We start from the raw sequence: 18,844 nt of genomic DNA, 5'->3' as shown, positions 1-18,844 counted from the left end.
GTTCTGGGGCACGGCTGGGATCCCCTCGGCGGGTGCGGGTGGCCGTCCGGCGGGTACGGGTGGCGGTCCGGCGGTGGGGTGGCGCCTGGGCGAGTGGGGTGGGGGTGGCGGTCCGGCGGGTGCGGGTGGCGCCTGGGCGAGTGGGGTGCGGGTGGCGGTCCGGCGGGTGCGGCCCGGTGGGTGGCCTGTGCCGACCGTTCCGCCCGGGCAGAACGCGTGCCCACAGGCCACCGGCGGACCGGACGGATCGAACGGAAGCGTTACGCCGGGGAGAAGAGGTGGTCGCTGATGAGGCGGGCTGCGCCGGTGACGCCGGCGGTCTGGCCGAGCTCGCCCAGGACGATGGGGAGGTTGCCGGTGGCCAGGGGCAGGGACTGCCGGTAGACCTGGGTGCGGACACTGGCGAGGAGGTTGTGACCGAGGCCGGTGACGCCGCCGCCGATCACCACCAGACCGGGGTTGAAGAAGCTGACGAGTCCGGCGATGACCTGCCCGACCCGGTTGCCGCCCTCGCGGATGAGGGAGAGCGAGGTGGCGTCGCCCGCGGCGGCGGCCGCGGCGACGTCGGCGCCGGTGAGGTGTCCGGCCGCCGCGAGACGGGCGGCGAGCTCCTCGGAGCGGCCGGCGCGCGCCGCCTCCTCGGCGTCGTGGGCCAGGGCGGCGCCGCTGAAGTGGGCTTCCAGGCAGCCGTTGTTGCCGCAGGCGCAGGGGCGGCCGTCGGGTTCGACCTGGATGTGTCCGATGTCGCCGGCGCTGCCCGTCGTACCGCGGTAGACCTCACCGCCGACGACGATGCCGCAGCCGATGCCGGTGCCGATCTTGACGCAGAGGAAGTCGCCGACGGAGCGGGCGACTCCGGCGTGCTGCTCCCCCATGGCCATGAGGTTCACGTCGTTGTCGACCATGACGGGGCAGCCGAGTTCCTGGCTGAGGGCCTCCCGTACGGGGAAGCCGTCCCAGCCGGGCATGATCGGGGGGGCGACGGGGACGCCCTCGGGGAAGCGGACGGGTCCGGGGACGCCGATGCCGGCGCCGTCGAATCCTTCCGCGATGCCCGTGGAGCGGAGCTTGGCCGCCATCCCGAGTGCCTGCTCGAAGACGGCGACGGGGCCTTCGCGGACGTCCATGGGGTGGTTGAGGTGCCCGAGCACCTCCAGCTCGGCGTTGGTGACGGCCACGTCGATGGAGGTGGCGCCGATGTCGATGCCGAGGAAGCGGAGTTCGGGCGCGAGACGGATGTTGTGCGAGCGTCGGCCGCCACGGGAGGCGGCGAGGCCGTCGGCGACGACGAGGCCGGTCTCCAGGAGCCGGTCGACCTCGACGGCGAGCTTGGACCGCGAGAGGTCGATCTGGTCTCCCAGCTGTGCGCGGGAGTTGGGTCCTCCGTCGCGCAACAGCCGGAGGAGTCGCGCCTGGTGCCGGTTGGCAGGTCGTGCCGTCATGCGCCTCACGCGCCCCTCCCTCTCGCACACGCTCGTGTTCGGGCTTTCGAGGGGAACGTAGCAGGGGGGTACCGGGGTGGGAAGAAGTTGCGCAGGAATCAGGCCCGACTTTTTCCCTGCTGGGGACAAAGAAGGGGGCGAACGGGGAGAAGGGGCCGGTCAGCGCACCTCGGCCAGGCGGGCCGAGACCACCACGTTGCCGGCGTAGCCGCTCTCCTCCGTGAACGTGCCGCCGCAGGTGATCAGGCGCAGTTCGGGGACGCCGGCGTCTCCGTAGATCCGCTTGGCGGGGAAGTCCTGCTTGGGGACGACCTCGACCCCGTACACGGTGAAGACGGCGGTCCTGCCGTCGCGGCGGGCGATCTCGACGCGGTGTCCCTTGGCGAGGGCGCCGAGGTCGTAGAAGACGGCCCGGCCGTTCGGGGTGTCGACGTGGCCGACGACGACGGCGGTGCCGCGCTCGCCGGGCGTGACCGCGCCGGTGAACCAGCCCGCGCGCCGGTCGTCCTCGGGCGGCGGGGCCTCGATCCAGCCGTCGGCGTCGAGCCCCACTCCGGTGACGGGGGCGTCGATGCGGACGGCGGGGACGCGGACCCGGACCGGGGGCGAGGCGGGCAGCGGAGGGGGTACGGGGACGGGGCCGAGGGCGGCGAGGCCGGCGCGGGTCCCGTCGGGCGCGGCCGCGGCGAGGGGCTGCGGCGGGCCGACCCCCTGGAGCTCCCCCGTGCCGCCGCGCACGAGGTGGACGCCGACGAGGAGGACGACGGCGACGACGCCCCAGGCGCCGCGCCGTCCGGTGCGGTCGGGCTGCGCCGTACCGCCGAGGCCTCCCGTGCCGTCGCGGCCTCCCGTACCGCCAAAGCCTCCCGCACCGCCGAAGCCTCCCGTGCCGTCGCGGCCTCCCGTACCGCCGAAGCCTCCCGTACCGCCGAAGCCTCCCGTGCCGTCCGGGCCTCCCGTGCCGTCCGCACGCCCCACGTCCGCGCTCCTCCTCGTGTGCCGTGTGCTGGCGCCCCTCCGCCCCGGACCTCGTCACACCGGGGCGGAGGGGCCGTTTCAGGCCCCCGGGGCCCGGCCGTCAGGTGCGGCCGTCGGCGCGGCGGCGGGTGAGGACGACGGCGGCTCCGAGCGCACCGGCGATGAGCAGGACGCCCGTGACCACTTCGGTGGTGCCGAGCCCGTCGGTGTCGGCTCCGGAGGCGGCGGCGGTTCCGTAGCCGGCCTTCACGCCCTTGTGGGCTCCGGTGTGGGTGCCGGTGTCGTGCCCGGTGGTGCCGCCGGTATCGCCGCCCTTGGCGATGGTGAGCGGCGTGGTGCCCCGCTCGCCCTTGCAGTCGAAGGTGATCTCGTACTGGGCGCCGGCCTTGGCGTCGACGTCCACGGTCGCGGTGCCCGGGCGGCCCTCGTTGAGGGTGACGGTCTCGAACACGCCGGAGGTGACGGTCACGGACGGCACTTCGCAGCCCTCGGAGGTGAGGGTGATGGTGCCGCCGGGGGCGATCGTCGCGGGGGTGACGGAGAAGCCGAACGACGTGATGTTGTTGTTGCCGTCGCCGGCCAGGGCCAGGGGCGCGACCGACAGGACGGCGACGGCGCTGAGCAGGGCGGCGGAAGCGGCACGTATCGCGCGCATGGCGGTCCTCCTGATCGGGCGAGGGCTCGGACGCGGAGCGATTCCGGGTCCGGGAAGGGGACGACCCTCACCGCGATCGAAGCTAGGTCCGCGCCGGTCCCGCCGCCACCGGTCTCCGCCGAACGGGTCACGGCCCCGGCCCCGGGAGCCGGGGTCGGGGCCGTGACGCCCCGGACGGCCGGGGCCCCGAGTCTCATCAGCCTCTACGGCACCCGGACGACCTGTCCCGCGTACGACAGGTTGCCGCCGAAGCCGAAGAGCAGGACCGGGGCGCCGGACGGCAGTTCGCCGCGTTCGACCAGCTTGGACAGGGCCAGCGGGATGGAGGCGGCCGAGGTGTTGCCGGAGTCGACGACGTCCCGGGCGACGACCGCGTTCACGGCGCCGATCTTCGCGGCGAGCGGCTCGATGATCCGCAGGTTGGCCTGGTGCAGGACGACGCCCGCGAGGTCCTCGGGGGCGACGCCGGAGCGCTCGCAGGCCTGCCGGGCGAGGGCGGGCAGCTGCTGGGTGGCCCAGCGGTAGACGGACTGGCCCTCCTGGGCGAAGCGCGGCGGGGTGCCCTCGATGCGGACGGCGTGGCCCATCTCCGGGACGGAGCCCCACAGGACCGGGCCGATGGCGCCGGTGTCGGTCTCGGTGGCCTCGACGATCGCGGCGCCGGCCCCGTCACCGGTGAGGACGCAGGTGGTGCGGTCGGTCCAGTCGGTGATCTCGGTCATCTTGTCGGCGCCGATGACGAGGGCGCGGCGGGAGGACCCGGCCCGGACGGCGTGGTCGGCGGTGGCCAGGGCGTGGGTGAAGCCGGCGCAGACCACGTTGAGGTCCATGGTGGCGGGCGAGCTCATGCCGAGGCGGGCGGCGACGCGGGCGGCCGTGTTGGGCGAGCGGTCGATCGCGGTGGAGGTGGCGACGAGGACGAGGTCGATGTCGTCGACGGTGAGGCCGGCGGTGGCGAGCGCCTTGCCGGCCGCGTGGGCGGCGAGTTCGTCGACGGGCTCGTCGGGCCCGGCGACGTGGCGGGTGCGGATGCCGACCCGGCTGAGGATCCACTCGTCGCTCGTGTCGACGAGCTCGGCGAGATCGTGGTTGGTCAGCACCTTGGCGGGCTGGTAGTGCCCGAGCGCGGCAATGCGAGTGCCCGTCATACTCGGGACCCCCTAGGTGGTTCGTTCGTCTGGCAGGACCCCCCAGTCTTGCCAGCGACTGATCAGTAACAGGTGACGTAAACCACCAACATTCCCCCGAATCGCTTGGCCGACCGTGACAACGGGCCGGGGGCGGGCGGGGTGCGCGGCGGCGCGTGCGGGGGTGGGGCGTGGCGGAGAATGGGGCGGTCAGGGCCTTCCCGGCCTTCCCTGCGGAGAGAATCGAGTGCGGTCACGATGGGACGGGTCACCGAGCGACGGCGTGTCCTGCGGATCCGGGGCGGTGCGGTCGGCACACGGCCGGACACGCTGGTGGCGGAGGAGCCGCTGGAGATCCGGCTGAACGGGCGGCCGATCGCGATCACCATGCGGACGCCGGGCGACGACTTCGCGCTGGCGGCGGGTTTCCTGGTGAGCGAGGGGGTTCTGGCGGCGGCTTCGGACGTGCGGAACATCGTGTACTGCGCGGGCGCCACGGACGACGGCCGGAACACGTACAACGTGGTGGACGTGCAGCTGGCTCCCGGGGTGGAGGTCCCGGACATCACCCTTGAGCGGAACGTGTACACGACGTCCTCGTGCGGGCTGTGCGGCAAGGCCAGCCTGGACGCGGTCCGCACCACGGCCCGTTTCCCGATCGCCGACACTCCCCCGCTGCGGATCGCCCCCGAGCTGCTCTCGGTGCTGCCGGAGCGGCTGCGGGCGGCGCAGCGGGTGTTCGACTCGACGGGCGGTCTGCACGCGGCGGCGCTGTTCACGGAGGACGGCGAGCTGCTGGACGTACGGGAGGACGTGGGCCGGCACAACGCCGTGGACAAGCTGGTGGGGCGGGCGCTGCGGGAGGGGCTGCTGCCGCTGGAGCGTGCGGTGCTGCTGGTGTCGGGGCGGGCTTCGTTCGAACTGGCGCAGAAGGCGGTGATGGCGGGGATCCCGGTGCTCGCCGCGGTGTCCGCGCCGTCCTCGCTGGCCGTGGACCTGGCCGCCGAGACGGGCCTGACGCTGGTCGGCTTCCTGCGCGGGCCGGACATGAACGTGTACGCGGGCGAGCACCGGATCGATGTGACGGCGCCGTAGGTCCTGTCCGGCCCTGATCCGCCGGAGAAGGGCCTAGTTCTTGGGCGGGTCGATCATCTGGAGTTCGAGGGTGGCCGGGGGCGGTACGACGCCGGGGCCGCCGGCGGCCGTCCAGGCGAGGACCTCGTCGAGGCAGTCCTCGTCGGCGCTCCAGCCGATCCAGGCGGCCCGGCCGCCCCTGCGCCGGCCCTCGGTGGACGGCTGGACCACGAGGACGTTGGCCTGCGCGCAGGGGCCGAGGCAGTCGCTGGTACGGACGAGCAGCCGGCCTCCGGAGGCCGCGGCGGCCTCGCGGAGGCGGGCGAGCTGCCCGGCGTGGTCCATGCCGGGGTTCTTGCGGGGGTCTCCGCAGCAGCAGCCCCGGCAGACGACGAGGGAGCAGGGGCGGGCCCCGTACCGTATCGGCACGCGGGTCACTCGGGGCCGTCCAGGGTGATCGCGGCGACGGGGGCGACCGTGCCGAGGCGCGGGAAGTCCAGGTCGACGGAGGCGCGGTGCTCGTCGGCGGTGAGGGCGGACATGGCGTCCTCGGCGAAGACGAGGTCGTAGCCCAGGTCGCAGGCGGCGCGGGCGGTGGACTCGACGCCGAGGTTGGTGGCGATGCCGCCGAGGACGAGGGTGGTGGCGCCGAGTCCGGCGAGCAGCTCGTGGAGTCCGGTGTCCTGGAAGCCGCCGATGGTGCGCTTGACGACGACGGGGTCGCCGTCCCGGACGAGGTCGGGGACGAGGTCGCTGCCGGGCGGCTGGGTGTCGACGTTCGGCCGCTCGACGCGGATGTGGACGACGGGCGCGCCGGCGGTCCGGAAGGTGTCGGCGAGCCGGGCGGCGGCGGTGAGGACGTCGGTGCCGGGGCGGGGGGCGAGGGGCAGCGCGACGATGCGTTCCATCAGGTCGACGAGGACGAGCGCGGTGCGGCCGGGATCGAGTGCGGGCATGGGAGCACCGTAGCGGCCCGGATGATCATCAGGTGCCCGGCGTGGGCACCTCGGGGCCGTGTACGGCTCCGGGGGCCGCGGTCTCGGGGCCGGTCCCCGGCGCCGGGGCGGCCTGCGGACCGGTGGCCTCGGGGTCCCTCGAACGGCGCTTCGCGATGACCGCGCAGACCATCAGCTGCATCTGGTGGAAGAGCATCAGCGGGAGGACGGCGAGGGAGGCCTGCGGGCCGAAGAGGACGCTCGCCATCGGCAGCCCGGCGGCGAGGCTCTTCTTGGAGCCGGCGAACTGGATCGCGATCCGGTCGGCCCGGTCGAAGCCGAGACGGCGGGCTCCGTACCAGGTCAGGGCCAGCATGACCGCGAGGAGTACGGCCTCGACGGCGAGGAGCGCGGCGAGCCGCGCGGGGGTCACCAGGTGCCAGATGCCGGCGACCATGCCCTGGCTGAAGGCGGTGTGGACGACGAGGAGGATCGAGCCGCGGTCGACGTATCCGAGGACCTTCTTGTGCCGGACGAGGAAGCCTCCGACCCAGCGGCGCAGGAACTGCCCGGTCAGGAACGGTACGAGGAGCTGGAGGACGATCTTCAGGAGCCCGTCGGCGGAGAGGCCGCCGGCGCTGTTGCCGAGGAGCAGGGCCGCGAGCAGCGGGGTGAGGACGATGCCGGCGAGGGAGGAGAACGAGCCGGCGCAGATCGCGGCGGGCACGTTGCCCCGGGCGATCGAGGTGAAGGCGATGGAGGACTGGATGGTGGAGGGCACCAGGCAGAGGAAGAGGAAGCCGCTGTAGAGCTGGGGGGTGAGGACGCCGGGGACGAGGCCGCGGGCGGCGAGGCCGAGGAGCGGGAAGAGCAGGAAGGTGCAGCCGAGGACGGTGAGGTGGAGCCGCCAGTGCTTGAGGCCGTCGAGGGCTTCGCGGGTGGAGAGCCGGGCGCCGTAGAGGAAGAAGAGCAGGGCGACGGCCCCGGTCGACGCGCCTTCCGTGACCGTCGCGGCGGCCCCGGAGGCGGGGAGGAGCGCGGCGAGCGCGACCGTGCCGAGGAGCGCGAGGACGTAGCCGTCGACGGGCAGCCAGGACGGCAGGCGGAGGGGGCGGCGGGCGGCGGTGCGGCCGGGCGTGCGGGGGGTCATGGGCTCCTGTGCTCCTACGGGGGTCGCGCGTGTCCATCCTGCTCCAGGCGCCGGTGATCGGGAATCCCGTACAGTGCTCTGACTGTCATCACGTTTCGCGATAGCGTCGGAGGGTGTACGAGCCCACGCAACTGCGCACCTTCCTCGCCGTGGCCCAGACGCTGAGCTTCACGCGGGCCGCGGACCGTCTCGGGCTGCGCCAGTCGACTGTCAGCCAGCACGTGCGGCGCCTGGAGGAGGCGACGGGCCGGCCGCTGTTCGCGCGGGACACGCATCGCGTGGAGCTGACGGAGGACGGCGAGGCGATGCTCGGGTTCGCGCGCACGATCCTCCAGGCGCACGAGCGGGCGGCGGCCTTCTTCGGCGGGACCCGGCTGCGGGGGCGGCTGCGGTTCGGTGCTTCGGAGGACTTCGTGACGACGCGGCTGCCGGAGATCCTGGAGTCCTTCCGGCGTGAGCATCCCGAGGTCGATCTGGAGCTGACGGTCGAACTGTCCGGGACGCTCCAGGCGCGGCTCGCCGCCGGGCGGCTCGATCTGATCCTGGCCAAGCGGCGCGGGGCGGAGAGCGAGGGGCGGCTCGTCTGGGAGGACACGCTCATCTGGATCGGGGCGCCGGGGCTGCGGCTCGATCCGGACCGGCCGGTGCCGCTGATCCTGTACCCGCCGCCGGGGATCACCCGGGCGCGGGCCCTGGAGGCGCTGGAGGCGCAGGGCAGGGCGTGGCGGATCGCGTGCACGAGTTCCAGCCTGAGCGCGAACGTGGCGGCGGCCCGTGCGGGGCTCGGGGTGATGGCGCACACGCGGGGCCTGGTGCCGCCGGGGCTCGTCCCGGTGCCGGCCCGTGCGGGGCTTCCGGAGCTGGGGGACGTGGGGTTCGTGCTGCGCAAGGGGCGCAGGGGCGGGGAGACCCAGGAGGCGGCGGACGCGCTCGCGGAGGCGATCCTGGCGGGCGGCGACCGACTGCACCGGCCGCGTTGAACCCGTGCCGGCCGGCCGCACCGGCCGCGCTGAACCCGTGCCGACCGGCTGCACCGGCCGCGCTGAACCCGTGCCGACCGGCTGCACCGGCCGCGCTGAACCCGTGCCGACCGGCTGCGCCCACCACGCCGAACCGTCGGTAACCGCTTGCGGCGCCTGGGGCGCCGGTGGGGCGAGAAGCCGCCACGGCGGCGCTTCGGGGGTGGGGGCGTGAGCGGGCCGTACAGATTCCGTGGAGATTCGGCCCCGGAGGACGTACCGTCCGGTCGGCAATGCCCCGAGGACACCCACGACTTGGCCGCCTCACCGGCCCTGACCTGTACGAACGCGGAATGTCCCGGCTTGGTGAAGGCCCTCCCCCCGGCCGGGCGGGTGGGGTACCGTCACCGGCGCCGTACGGAGTGCGACAACGGGCTTTTCCAGCCACGAGCCGTCGAGGAGCAGGTCAGTGCGCGAGTTCACCGTGCCGCCCGTCGAGGCGGCGCCTCAGGTCGGCGGTCTGGCGGACGCCGTGTTCGACCGCGGCCTCGCCGAGCCGGACCGGATCGTCCTCGGCCGCAAGGGCCCCGACGGGCAGTGGCACGACGTGACCGCCGCGCGGTTCCGGGACGAGGTCCTGGCGCTGGCGAAGGGGCTGATCGCGGAGGGCGTGCGGTTCGGCGACCGGGTCGCGCTCATGGCCAGGACCCGGTACGAGTGGACGCTCTTCGACTTCGCGCTGTGGACGCTGGGCGCGCAGCCGGTGCCGGTCTATCCGACCTCCTCCGCCGAGCAGGTCTTCTGGATGCTGCACGACGCCGAGGTCACGGCCTGCGTGGTGGAGCACGAGGACCACGCGATGACGATCGGCTCGGTGATCGACCGGCTGCCCCGGCTCCAGCGGCTGTGGCAGCTGGACGCGGACGCGGTGGGCGAGCTGACGGCGGCGGGCACGGGGATCGACGAGGAGGTCGTGCACCGGCACCGGCGGGCGGTGACCCCGGAGACGGTCGCGACGATCATCTACACCTCGGGGACGACCGGCCGCCCCAAGGGCTGTGTGATCACCCACGCGAACCTGATGTTCGAGACGGACATGGTGATGGGCCGCTGGGAGCCGGTGTTCCGCTCGCGCCCCGACGAGCAGGCGTCGACGCTGCTGTTCCTGCCGCTCGCGCACGTCTTCGGGCGGATGGTGGAGGTCGCGGCGGTCCGCGGCGGGGTGAAGCTGGGGCACCAGCCGGTGATGGCGGCGGCCGAACTGCTCCCGGACCTGGTGGCGTTCCGGCCGAGCTTCGTGCTCGCCGTGCCGTACGTCTTCGAGAAGGTCTTCCACGCGGCCCGCCGCAAGGCGGAGAGCGAGGGGAAGGCGGGCCCCTTCGACAAGGCGGTCGAGGTGGCGGTCGCCTACGCGGAGGCGCTGGAGCAGAAGGCCTTCGGGACCGGTCCGGGGCCGTCGGCGGCGCTGCGGGTGCAGCACCAGTTCTTCGAGAAGACGGTATACGTCAAGGTGCGGGCGGCCCTGGGCGGGCGGGTGCGGCACGCGATGTCGGGCGGTTCGGCGATGGACCGCCGGCAGGGACTGTTCTTCGCGGGGGCGGGGGTCACGGTCTTCGAGGGCTACGGCCTCACCGAGTCCTCGGCCGCCGCCACGGCGAACCCGCCCGGGCGGACCAAGTACGGCACCGTGGGCCAGCCGGTCCCGGGGACGACGGTCCACATCGCGGAGGACGGCGAGGTGTGGCTGCACGGCGGCCAGGTCTTCTCCGGCTATCTGAACGCCCCGGAGGCGACGGCCGCCGTCCTCAACGACGGCTGGCTGGCCACCGGCGACATCGGCGCGCTCGACGCGGACGGCTATCTGACGATCACCGGGCGGAAGAAGGAGATCCTGGTGACCTCGGGCGGCAAGAGCGTCTCCCCCACCGCCCTGGAGGAGCGGGTGCGGGCGCATCCGCTGATCGCCCAGTGCATCGTGGTCGGCAACGACCGCCCGTACATCGCCGCGCTCGTGACGGTCGACCACGAGGCCGTGGAGCACTGGCTGGCGATGCAGGGGCGGGCCCCGCTACCCCCGGCGGAGCTGGTCCGCGACCCCGCCCTGGAGACCGAGATCCGGCGCGGGGTGGTGGCGGCGAACACGCTGGTCTCGCAGGCGGAGTCGATCCGGACGTTCCGGATCCTGGCGCATCCGTTCAGCGAGGAGCACGGGCTGCTCACGCCCTCGCTGAAGCTGAAGCGCAAGGCGATCGAACGGGCGTACGCGGCGGAGGTCGCGGCGCTGTACGGCTGACGGGAGTCGCTGTACGACTGACGGGGGTCGCTGCACGGCTGACGGGAGTCGCCGTAGGGCTTGCGGGGGGGGCCGCTATACGGCCGACGCGAGCCGCTGTACGGCTGACGGGGGCCGTGCGGCGGCCGGAATGCGGGGCGGTCTGTGATCGTTGACATGGGGAGTACCCGAATTTCCCGGGCCCCCGTTCGACCCGCGACGACGTAAGGATCCACCCCACGTGAGCACGGACAGCAACGTTCCCTCGGTCACCCTGAACAACGGCGTGAGCATGCCGCAGCTGGGCTTCGGTGTCTGGCAGGTGCCGGACGACGAGGCGACGGCGGCCGTGGCGACGGCCCTGGAGGCCGGGTACCGCTCGATCGACACCGCCGCGATCTACGAGAACGAGCGGGGCACGGGCCGTGCCGTCGCCGAGTCGGGGATCGCCCGCGACGAGCTGTTCATCACCACGAAGCTGTGGAACAGCGAGCAGGGCTACGACTCGACGCTGCGCGCCTTCGACGCCTCCCTCGACAAGCTGGGCCTCGACCACGTCGACCTGTACCTGATCCACTGGCCCGTGCCGGCGAAGGACGCGTACGTCGACACGTACCGCGCGTTCGAGAAGATCCTCGCGGACGGCCGCGCCCGGGCGATCGGCGTCTCCAACTTCCTTCCGGAGCACCTGGAGCGGCTGATCGGCGAGACCTCGGTCGTGCCCGCCGTCAACCAGATCGAGCTGCACCCGCAGCTCGCGCAGGCCGAGTCGCGTGCGGCGCACGCCGGGTACGGCATCGCGACCGAGGCGTGGTCGCCGCTCGGCCAGGGCCGGGGGCTCCTGGACGTCCCGGCGATCGTCGCGATCGGCCGCAAGCACGGGCGGACGCCGGCCCAGGTGGTGCTGCGCTGGCACCTCCAGCTGGGGAACGTGGTGATCCCGAAGTCGGTCACCCCCTCGCGGATCCGGGAGAACATCGACGTCTTCGGCTTCGAGCTGGACGCCGAGGACCTGGCGGCGATCGCCGCCCTCGACGAGAGCCGCCGACTGGGCCCGAACCCGGCGGAGTTCAACGTCGGCGCCTGAAGGAGACGGAACGGGTGGGGCCGGCGCGCCGCTTCGGCGGTGCGTCGGCTCGGCGGCCGTGCGGCGCGCCGCCTCCGCGGCGCCCCTCCTCAGTAACCGTCCACGCCGAGTTCGGTGATCGAGGCGAAGAGGTGCTCCCACACCTCGGCGCCGGGCGCGCCGTCGGCCAGCGCCCCGGCGTCCACCTCCGTCATCTCCCGGAGGAACGTCTTCACGCCCTCCTCTCCCGGGTACGGGTCCCAGCAGGCGCCCATGTGCCGGCGGACGCCCTCCAGGAACCGGACGAAGGACTCCAGGTCGCGGACGAGCGGGAAGACGGCGTCGCCGCCGGGGCCGTGGCTGCCGTCCGGCTGCCGCAGGCCGACGGCGCCGGTCCCGGGGTGGACGAAGACCTCCCCGGGATCGCAGTACCCGAGGTCGAACTCCCCGACGCGCAGCAGGCCTTCGGGGCCCGGGGCCAGCGGCTCGTCCGCGAGGGCGAAGGACGTGACGCCGGCCCCCCAGCGGCGGGGCAGTCCGGCCTCGGTGAGCAGCGTCCTGGTCGGTGCGTGCGTGAGGGCGGCGGGCAGTTCGGCCGCCGGGACGCGGAGCACCTCGGAGGCGCCGAAGACGCCGTCGAGGCGGGCCGCGGTGAGCGGCCCGTCCGCGTTCCTCGTGCCGGGCCGGAACCACGGGCCGCCGTCCGCGGGCGCCGGGGCGGAGGAATCGGCCCCGCCCGTCGGCCAGTCGGCGAGGGCCGTGTCGTTCTGCTCGACCACGGCGACCCCGCGCGCGTCGAGGAAGACGTAGCGGCCGCCGTCCAGCGGGATCGGCTCCTCCCAGGCGTCGGGGGCGCGCAGCGCCCAGGACGCGTCGTCGCCGTCGAACAGCCAGGGCCCGTCCGGCTCGTGCTCCTCGTACGGTTCGGCGGTGCCCTCGGCGGGGGCGGGCCGGGGCCGGCCGGTCGCCAGGTCGAACCAGGTGTCCTCGCACCACAGGGCCCAGACCTTGAGGAGCGGGGTGCCCCCGGCCTCGTACACCTCGGCGGAGCGGTCGCCGCTGAGGTTCGGCGCGGCCTCGTGGGCGCCGACCGGCCGCCACCAGGCCCACACCGTCCGCCACGGCAGCCCCGGTTCGGCGGCCGCGACACGCTGGGCGTACTCGCGGTGGCCGAGGACGGTCGCCGCGAAGTGCAGCCAGGAGGCGAACTCGGCCGCGGTGACGGGGGCGCAGCCGAACACCGCCTCGGCCTGGGTGAACACCTCGCGGCCGACGCCGCCCTGCTCCTCCGGCAGGGCGTCGAGGCGGGCGCGGAGCTCGGCGCGGTCGTGGCGCAGGACGTCGGCGGGGTCGTCGAGCAGGGTACGGAGATCAGGATCGGTCACCGGCCCATCGTGCCAGCCGGTCGCGCCGGGCCGGTCGGCGGCCGGGGCCGTTGTCGTACCCGGGACGTAGAGTCGAAGACGCCCCCGAGGGGTGCGCGCGGTGGTGACGGCCGCGCGGTGCGACTGCTGGGCGAGGAGAAGGAGTCGGTACGGTGAGCGGTGCCCCGGAGCCCGTCGAGGAGGGCCTCTACCGGGTGCGGAACGTGGCCAGCGGGCTGCTCCTTGAGGTGTACCAGGGGTCGAGCCGCAGCGGCGCGAAGGTGCAGCAGGCCACCGGGAACGGAACTCCCGGACAGCACTGGCACATCACGCCCGTGCCGAACGGCGGCGGCCTCTACCACCTGGTCAACGCGGCCAGCGGCAAACGGCTCGACGTGGCGAACGCGTCCACGGAGAACGGCGCCGGCATCCAGCAGTGGAGACCCAACAACTTCGGCGCGCAGGAGTGGATCATCGAGCAGGACGTCCAGTCGCCGGGGACGGTGGCCCTGGTGAGCTTCGTCAGCGGCCTGTTCCTGGAGGTCGCCGACGCGTCGGAGGAGGACGGGGGGAACGTCCGGCAGTGGGAGGACACCGACTCGCCGTTCCAGTGGTGGCGGCTTGAGCCGGTGTCCTGACCCGGGCCCGGTGCGGGCTCAGCCCTTGCGGGCGGTGTGCACGGTGTGGGCGGTGAGGTGGAACAGGTCCGTGCGGTGGTGCAGGGACAGGGCGTCGGCCGGGTCGAGGAGCCGGTCGAGGGTCTCCTTGTCGTCGGCGTCGATCCGGGCGGCCAGGCCGTCCCGCAGGCGCTCGTAGTGGGCGAGGGCCAGTTCCCGTACGGCCGGGGACACCGGCGCGGGGACGTCCACGAGGAACGTGCGGGTGCCGGCCGGGGTGAGACCGGCGCCGGCGAGCAGGGCCCGCCAGTCGTCCGGCTCGTCCTTGGCCCCGGGCAGTTCGGCGCGCATCTCGCCGAACCAGTCGGCGTGGACGGCGTCGAGCCGGGCCTCGAGTCCGGGCCTGCCGATCCCGATGTGCTGGGGCAGGTGCCGCCGGGGCAGCCCGCCCTCGACGAGGACGATCAGCCCGCCGGGGTTCAGGATGCCGGCGAACTCGGCGAGCGCGGCGCTCTGGTCGCCCATGTGGTGCAGGGAGTTGCCCGCCCAGATGAGGTCGGCCGACCCCAGGGTGCCGATCGCTTCCGGGAGTTCGGCGTGCAGGGTGGAGACCCTGTTGCCGAGGTGACGGGCCTCGGCGCGGGCCCTGGCCAGGGCCAGGAGTTCGGGGGCGCCGTCGACGGCGACGGCCTCGGCGGCCGGGAACGCCTCGGCGAGCAGGCTGGTCACCACGCCGGGACCGGCGCCGACGTCGAGGATCCGGCGGACGCCCTGCACCGGCGCGAGGGTGCCCAGCCAGGCGGCGGCCTCCGCGTAGGCGGGGCTCGCGATCTCGGCCTGCCGCTCCAGGAGCGGAGCCATCTCGCTCCAGTCGAGGTGGGTGTGGTCGTGGGGCTGCCGGTCGTGACCGGTGCCGTGCTGGTGGCCGTGGTGGGACGCGTGATGCTGGCTCATGGCTCCAGGGTGCGACGGGACGGCCGCGCACGCGAGAAATGTTGCCGGTCCGGCAACAGCGGCCGTTGCCGTCAGCTGCGGCTCCGGTGTTCCTGCGGGCTGAGGCCCCGTACCCGTTTGAAGGCGGCGCTCAGCGCGAACGCGCCGCTGTAGCCGACCTGCCGGGCGACGGACTCGACCGTGGCGTCCGACTCGCGCAGCAGATCGGCGGCGAGCGCGAGCCGCCAGCCGGTGAGGTACGCCATCGGAGGCTCCCCGACGAGTTCGGTGAACCGGCGGGCGAGCGCGGCCCGGGACACCCCCGCCTTCGCGGCGAGCGAGGCGACGGTCCACGGGTGGGCGGGGTCGTTCTGGAGCAGCCGGAGCGCCCGGCCGACCACCGGGTCGCCCATCGCGCGGTACCAGGCGGGCGCCTCGGCCCCGGGCCGGGAGAACCAGGCGCGGACGGCGGCGATGAGCAGCAGGTCGAGGACCCGGTCGAGGACGACGCTCTGACCGGGTTCGTCGCGGGAGATCTCCTCGTCGAGGAAGGGCATGAGGGGGCAGTTCCACACCTCGGCGGGCAGGTGCGCCAGGCCGGGCAGGGCGTCGAGGAGTCTGCGGCCGACCTCGCCGTCCATCAGGTAGGTGCCGACGAGGACGGTGGTGCCGCCGTCGGGGGCGTTGCCCCAGGTGCGGACGCCGAGGTGCATGGACTGGGCGAGCGGCTCCCCGGTGAGGGTGGTGCAGCGGCCGTCGGGGCCGATCCTGGCGCGGGGCGGGGCGTCGGGGGTGTGGGCGACGGTGTACGGCTGGGGGCCGCGGGCGATGGCGATGTCCCCGGGGCGGAGCAGGACGGGAGTGCCGGTGTCGGGGACGATCCAGGCCTCGCCCTCGGTGACGCACATGAGGCAGACCGGGGCCTCGTCCTCGATGCGTACGGACCACGGCGGTTCCATGATCATGCGGAGCAGGAAGGCGCCCTTGGCGCGTGGCCCGTCGAGGAGTCCGGCGAGTGCGTCCATGGAGCGCAAGCGTAGGGCGTTCCGGGCCTGAGACGCAGGCGTAGGCGGGTGAGACGGTGCAGCATGGGCGGACGGCTCTCCGGGCGGGAGTCTTGAGCCATGACGACGCAGACGAACAGCACGCAGAACACGCAGAACACGACGGTCCTGGTGACGAGCGCCACCGGCAAGACCGGGCGGCGGGTGGCCGAGCGTCTTGCCGCCCGCGGCCTGACGGTGCGGGCCGGGTCCCGGAGCGGGGAGACCGTCTTCGACTGGGAGGCCCCGGAGACCTGGGGGCCCGCGCTGCGGGGCGCGGACGCCGCGTACGTGGCCTACTACCCGGACCTGGCCGCCCCGGGGGCGGTCGGGGCGATGGAGGCCTTCGGCCGGCTCGCCGTGGAGCACGGGGTCCGGCGGCTCACCCTGCTCTCCGGGCGCGGCGAGCCGGAGGCCGTCCTGGCGGAGGAGGCGCTGCGGGCGGCGGCCTCCGGGGCCGAACTGACGGTCGTACGGGCCTCGTTCTTCGCGCAGAACTTCTCCGAGGGGCTGCTCGCGGAGGGCGTCGCGGAGGGCGCGGTGGTGTTCCCGGCCGGGGACATGGCCGAGCCGTTCATCGACGCGGACGATCTGGCGGACGTCGTCGTCGAGACCCTGACGGCGGACGGGCACGCGGGGCGGGTGCACGAGGTGACGGGTCCCCGGCCGGTGGGCTTCGCCGAGGTGGCGGCGGAGATCTCCCGCGCCTCGGGCCGACCGGTGGTGTACGAGGCGGTGTCGGAGGCCGAATACGCCGGTCTGCTCGGCGGGTTCGGGCTTCCGGCCCCGGAGGCGGAGTGGCTGGCGGCGCTGTTCGCGACGCTCCTCGACGGGCACAACGCCTCGGCGACGGACGGGGTGAAGCGGATCCTGGGCCGGGAGCCGCGCTCCTTCGCCGAGTTCGCGGCGGAGACGTGGGGCTGGCCCTGGACCTGAGAGGCCCGTCCGGCCGTGCGCGTTCAGGCGTACCGCGCGGACAGGGTCCGTACGGTGGCGGCGATGCGGTCGCGGAGGTCCTCGGGGGCGAGGACCTCCACCTCCGCGCCGAGCCCGAGGAAGGTGTCGTGGGCGTGTTCCGGCGTCTCGACGGGGAGGGTGGCGCGCGTCCAGCCGTCGGGTTCGGGGGTGCCGGTGGCGGCGAGTGCCCGGGCGGCGGCGCCGGTGAGGCGGGCGGCGCCGCCCGGGGAGATCCGTACGAGGGCCTCGCCCTGGTGGAGCCGCCGGTGGAAGTCCTCCTGGCCGGCCCGCCAGTGCGCGGCGAGGTCGAAGTCGTCCGGGACGGTGGCCTCCTCGTCGGTGACGGTGAGGGCGAGGATCTGGTCGACGCGGTAGGTGCGGGGTCCGGGTGCGGCGATCAGGTACCAGCGGCCGGCCTTGAGGACGAGCCCGTACGGCTCGAGGCGCCGGTCGACGTCCGTCGGTTCCTTCCAGCGCCGGTAGCGGACCTCCAGGACGCGTCCGGTGCGGACGGCGTCGGCGATCTGCGGCAGGAACGGGGCCTCGCTGTCCTCGGAGTACCAGCCGGGTGCGTCGATGTGGAAACGGGTCCGCAGCCGGTCGACATGCTCCCGCAACGGCGCCGGCAGCGCGGCCCGCAGCTTCAGCTGGGCGTCGGCGAAGTGGGCACCGAGCCCGAGCTCGTCGGCGGCGACCGGCAGCCCGGCGAGCACCAGGGCCTCGGCCTCGCGGACGCACAGGTCGGTGAGGCGGGAGCGGTGGCCGGCGAGCAGCTGGTAACCGCCGCGGTGCCCGGCGTCCCCGTAGAGCGGCACGCCGGCGGCGTGCAGCGACTCGACGTAGCGGTAGACGGTGCGGACGGAGACCTCCAGCTCCTCGGCGAGCTGGGCGGCGGTCATCCGGCCGCGCGTCTGGAGCAGCAGGAGGATCGACAGGAGTCGGCTGGACTTCACTGACACAAGGTGTCAGTGAAGCGCTCCTACAGTCCAGTCATGGCTTTCGCAGAGAAGAACCTCTTCGTCCTGGAGCCGGTCGTGATCGCCGGCCGGCACATCAAGCGCTACCACGTCACCGCCGACCCGGCGGGCATCGAACCCGAGGTGGAGAAGGCGGCGTACGCCGTGCTCCCCGAGCTCCTTCCGGAGCCGGACGGCACCCCGCCGGCGAGCTTCGTGGTGCTGCACCGCGGCGGTGACAGTGGAGCGTACCTCAACGTGTACAGCTGGGCCTGGGACAACGTCATCCACTTCGGTGGCGCGGCGGCCGGCCAGCCCGCCCTGGACTGCCCGGACACCGACCCGACGCACTTCGTCCGCACCGACCCGGCCGCGCGCCAGTGGATCGGCTGCGTGTGGGAGCTGGCTCCGCTCGGGCACGAACGGGACGCCTGGGTACGGCACATGCTGGCGCCGGATGCGCCGGACCTGGCCGGCTACCTCGCGGACGCGCTGCCCTCCGGTACGACGGGAGGCCGCGCGTGACCGCCGACGGCTTCTCCTTCCTCGACGGCCGGTGGCAGGTCCGCAACCGGCGGCTCGCCGACTTCCTCGACCCGGAGAGCGGGTGGAAGGAGTTCGAGGGGCACACGACCGGCGCGCTGTACTGGGACGGCCGGGCGCACGTGGACGAGATCGTCTTCCCGTCCGAGGGGTTCAGCGGGCTGACGCTGCGGCTGTACGAGCCGGAGACGGGCGAGTGGACGCTGAACTGGTCCAACAGCCGTACGGGCAGGCTGGATCCGCCGGTACGGGGCAGGTTCGCGGACGACGGGACGGGCGAGTTCCACGGCACCGACTCCTACGAGGGACGGCCGGTCCGGGTGCGGTTCCGGTGGTCGGGGATCACGGCGGACACGGCCCGCTGGGAGCAGGCCTTCGCGGTGCTGGGCACCGACGCGTGGGTGACGAACTGGGTGATGGAGTTCAACCGCGCCTGACGAAGCTCGCGAGCCGGTAACGGGGGTCGGCTCGGGGGCGGTCCTGGTCCGGGAGCGCGGACAGCGCTGCCGCGAGGGTCTCGGTGGTCGCCGGGTCGCCGTCGAACCAGGAGGCGAAGTATCCGGCGCGCAGCTTCCGGACGGTGTCGCGCGGGGTGCTGCCCTGTCCGTGGCCGGTGAAGCGGGTGCCGGGGGCGGGGTCGAGGCGACGGTGGCCCCGCCGTTGTGGGCAATCGTTCCGCAGGGCGGAACGGGTGGGCACAACGGACGGCGCCCCCGCCGGCGCCCGAGGCTCTCGCGCCCTGGCCCGCACCACGACGGCGCCGTCACCAGGGG

The 18,844-nt window shown here is 74.1% G+C and carries 19 protein-coding genes and 1 pseudogene; 8 read left to right on the top strand and 12 right to left on the bottom strand.

Features of this window, described 5'->3' with window-relative positions; translation table 11 throughout:
• Window positions 1-260: 260 nt before the first annotated feature.
• The 4 genes from ACWGN5_RS34670 to ACWGN5_RS34655 form a co-directional block, all read right to left on the bottom strand.
• Window positions 261-1,442, bottom strand: a complete 1,182-nt coding sequence (locus tag ACWGN5_RS34670; RefSeq protein WP_453522379.1) for an ROK family protein — start codon at window positions 1,440-1,442, stop codon at window positions 261-263.
• Between the two features lie 159 nt (window positions 1,443-1,601).
• On the bottom strand, window positions 1,602-2,420 hold the full coding sequence (locus ACWGN5_RS34665) for a class F sortase (RefSeq protein WP_453522378.1): 819 nt from the start codon (window positions 2,418-2,420) through the stop codon (window positions 1,602-1,604).
• Between the two features lie 100 nt (window positions 2,421-2,520).
• A complete protein-coding gene (locus ACWGN5_RS34660) occupies window positions 2,521-3,075 on the bottom strand; it encodes a hypothetical protein (RefSeq protein ID WP_453522377.1) in 555 nt (184 codons plus the stop codon).
• 203 nt (window positions 3,076-3,278) lie between these two features.
• A complete protein-coding gene (locus ACWGN5_RS34655) occupies window positions 3,279-4,223 on the bottom strand; it encodes a beta-ketoacyl-ACP synthase III (protein ID WP_453522376.1) in 945 nt (314 codons plus the stop codon).
• Between the two features lie 237 nt (window positions 4,224-4,460).
• Here ACWGN5_RS34655 and fdhD point away from each other — a divergent pair, with 237 nt between their 5' ends.
• On the top strand, window positions 4,461-5,297 hold the full coding sequence (gene fdhD / locus ACWGN5_RS34650) for a formate dehydrogenase accessory sulfurtransferase FdhD (RefSeq protein WP_453522375.1): 837 nt from the start codon (window positions 4,461-4,463) through the stop codon (window positions 5,295-5,297).
• 33 nt (window positions 5,298-5,330) lie between these two features.
• Here fdhD and ACWGN5_RS34645 read toward each other — a convergent pair whose 3' ends face one another.
• From ACWGN5_RS34645 to ACWGN5_RS34635, 3 genes are read right to left on the bottom strand one after another with little or no spacing between them, the layout of a single operon-like run.
• Entirely contained in the window at window positions 5,331-5,714 is a 384-nt protein-coding gene (locus ACWGN5_RS34645) for a hypothetical protein (RefSeq protein WP_041132075.1), read from the bottom strand.
• On the bottom strand, window positions 5,711-6,232 hold the full coding sequence (locus ACWGN5_RS34640; RefSeq protein WP_453522374.1) for an isochorismatase family protein: 522 nt from the start codon (window positions 6,230-6,232) through the stop codon (window positions 5,711-5,713). The genes ACWGN5_RS34645 and ACWGN5_RS34640 overlap by 4 nt, the downstream gene beginning before the upstream one ends.
• A 28-nt stretch (window positions 6,233-6,260) precedes the next feature.
• Window positions 6,261-7,361, bottom strand: a complete 1,101-nt coding sequence (locus ACWGN5_RS34635) for a bile acid:sodium symporter family protein (RefSeq protein WP_453522373.1) — start codon at window positions 7,359-7,361, stop codon at window positions 6,261-6,263.
• 113 nt (window positions 7,362-7,474) lie between these two features.
• Here ACWGN5_RS34635 and ACWGN5_RS34630 point away from each other — a divergent pair, with 113 nt between their 5' ends.
• The 3 genes from ACWGN5_RS34630 (at window position 7,475) to ACWGN5_RS34620 (ending at window position 11,679) form a co-directional block, all read left to right on the top strand.
• A complete protein-coding gene (locus ACWGN5_RS34630) occupies window positions 7,475-8,341 on the top strand; it encodes a LysR substrate-binding domain-containing protein (protein WP_369147490.1) in 867 nt (288 codons plus the stop codon).
• Between the two features lie 448 nt (window positions 8,342-8,789).
• A complete protein-coding gene (locus tag ACWGN5_RS34625; RefSeq protein WP_453522372.1) occupies window positions 8,790-10,613 on the top strand; it encodes an AMP-dependent synthetase/ligase in 1,824 nt (607 codons plus the stop codon).
• A 271-nt stretch (window positions 10,614-10,884) separates the two neighbouring features.
• The gene (locus ACWGN5_RS34620; protein WP_453522392.1) at window positions 10,885-11,679 is read left to right on the top strand and encodes an aldo/keto reductase; all 795 of its coding nucleotides are present in this window, start codon (window positions 10,885-10,887) and stop codon (window positions 11,677-11,679) included.
• 89 nt (window positions 11,680-11,768) lie between these two features.
• Here the strand turns inward: ACWGN5_RS34620 and ACWGN5_RS34615 are convergent, their stop codons facing one another.
• On the bottom strand, window positions 11,769-13,043 hold the full coding sequence (locus ACWGN5_RS34615; protein ID WP_453522371.1) for an SUKH-4 family immunity protein: 1,275 nt from the start codon (window positions 13,041-13,043) through the stop codon (window positions 11,769-11,771).
• A gap of 152 nt (window positions 13,044-13,195) precedes the next feature.
• Between ACWGN5_RS34615 and ACWGN5_RS34610 the strand changes: the two genes are divergently transcribed.
• Window positions 13,196-13,660: an RICIN domain-containing protein gene (locus ACWGN5_RS34610; protein WP_453522370.1), complete on the top strand. Its 465-nt coding sequence runs from the start codon at window positions 13,196-13,198 to the stop codon at window positions 13,658-13,660.
• Window positions 13,661-13,678: 18 nt separating this feature from the next.
• Here ACWGN5_RS34610 and ACWGN5_RS34605 read toward each other — a convergent pair whose 3' ends face one another.
• Both ACWGN5_RS34605 and ACWGN5_RS34600 read right to left on the bottom strand, forming a co-directional pair.
• Window positions 13,679-14,593 carry a class I SAM-dependent methyltransferase gene (locus ACWGN5_RS34605; protein ID WP_453522369.1) on the bottom strand — a complete coding sequence of 305 codons (915 nt, stop codon included), beginning with the start codon at window positions 14,591-14,593 and terminating at the stop codon, window positions 13,679-13,681.
• 71 nt (window positions 14,594-14,664) lie between these two features.
• Complete coding sequence (locus tag ACWGN5_RS34600; RefSeq protein ID WP_453522368.1) at window positions 14,665-15,597, bottom strand: cupin domain-containing protein; 933 nt, start codon at window positions 15,595-15,597, stop codon at window positions 14,665-14,667.
• 99 nt (window positions 15,598-15,696) lie between these two features.
• Here ACWGN5_RS34600 and ACWGN5_RS34595 point away from each other — a divergent pair, with 99 nt between their 5' ends.
• Window positions 15,697-16,551, top strand: a complete 855-nt coding sequence (locus ACWGN5_RS34595) for an NmrA family transcriptional regulator (protein ID WP_453522367.1) — start codon at window positions 15,697-15,699, stop codon at window positions 16,549-16,551.
• Window positions 16,552-16,574: 23 nt separating this feature from the next.
• Here ACWGN5_RS34595 and ACWGN5_RS34590 read toward each other — a convergent pair whose 3' ends face one another.
• Complete coding sequence (locus ACWGN5_RS34590) at window positions 16,575-17,525, bottom strand: helix-turn-helix transcriptional regulator (RefSeq protein ID WP_453522366.1); 951 nt, start codon at window positions 17,523-17,525, stop codon at window positions 16,575-16,577.
• A gap of 39 nt (window positions 17,526-17,564) precedes the next feature.
• On the opposite strand from ACWGN5_RS34590, the gene ACWGN5_RS34585 reads away from it, so the two are divergent.
• Both ACWGN5_RS34585 and ACWGN5_RS34580 read left to right on the top strand, forming a co-directional pair.
• Window positions 17,565-18,053, top strand: a complete 489-nt coding sequence (locus ACWGN5_RS34585; protein ID WP_453522365.1) for a hypothetical protein — start codon at window positions 17,565-17,567, stop codon at window positions 18,051-18,053.
• A complete protein-coding gene (locus ACWGN5_RS34580) occupies window positions 18,050-18,508 on the top strand; it encodes a hypothetical protein (RefSeq protein ID WP_453522364.1) in 459 nt (152 codons plus the stop codon). Before ACWGN5_RS34585 ends, ACWGN5_RS34580 begins: the two co-directional genes overlap by 4 nt.
• Here the strand turns inward: ACWGN5_RS34580 and ACWGN5_RS34575 are convergent.
• Window positions 18,495-18,844 (bottom strand): annotated as a pseudogene (locus tag ACWGN5_RS34575) (hypothetical protein); the annotation flags it as partial. The gene ACWGN5_RS34580 and the pseudogene ACWGN5_RS34575 overlap by 14 nt on opposite strands.

This window comes from Streptomyces sp. NPDC055815 (assembly GCF_053616475.1).
The sequence above is the reverse complement of the archived record's forward strand: the minus strand, read 5'-3'. Positions and strand labels throughout refer to the sequence as shown.

What these genes read in the sequence shown, in the direction of transcription:
- ACWGN5_RS34670 (WP_453522379.1), bottom strand. Translation starts at nt 1,442, where the DNA reads ATGACGGCACGACCTGCCAACCGGCACCAGGCGCGACTCCTCCGGCTG.
- ACWGN5_RS34660 (WP_453522377.1), bottom strand. Translation starts at nt 3,075, where the DNA reads ATGCGCGCGATACGTGCCGCTTCCGCCGCCCTGCTCAGCGCCGTCGCC.
- ACWGN5_RS34655 (WP_453522376.1), bottom strand. Translation starts at nt 4,223, where the DNA reads ATGACGGGCACTCGCATTGCCGCGCTCGGGCACTACCAGCCCGCCAAG.
- fdhD (WP_453522375.1), top strand. Translation starts at nt 4,461, where the DNA reads ATGGGACGGGTCACCGAGCGACGGCGTGTCCTGCGGATCCGGGGCGGT.
- ACWGN5_RS34640 (WP_453522374.1), bottom strand. Translation starts at nt 6,232, where the DNA reads ATGCCCGCACTCGATCCCGGCCGCACCGCGCTCGTCCTCGTCGACCTG.
- ACWGN5_RS34635 (WP_453522373.1), bottom strand. Translation starts at nt 7,361, where the DNA reads ATGACCCCCCGCACGCCCGGCCGCACCGCCGCCCGCCGCCCCCTCCGC.
- ACWGN5_RS34620 (WP_453522392.1), top strand. Translation starts at nt 10,885, where the DNA reads ATGCCGCAGCTGGGCTTCGGTGTCTGGCAGGTGCCGGACGACGAGGCG.
- ACWGN5_RS34605 (WP_453522369.1), bottom strand. Translation starts at nt 14,593, where the DNA reads ATGAGCCAGCATCACGCGTCCCACCACGGCCACCAGCACGGCACCGGT.
- ACWGN5_RS34600 (WP_453522368.1), bottom strand. Translation starts at nt 15,597, where the DNA reads ATGGACGCACTCGCCGGACTCCTCGACGGGCCACGCGCCAAGGGCGCC.
- ACWGN5_RS34595 (WP_453522367.1), top strand. Translation starts at nt 15,697, where the DNA reads ATGACGACGCAGACGAACAGCACGCAGAACACGCAGAACACGACGGTC.
- ACWGN5_RS34585 (WP_453522365.1), top strand. Translation starts at nt 17,565, where the DNA reads ATGGCTTTCGCAGAGAAGAACCTCTTCGTCCTGGAGCCGGTCGTGATC.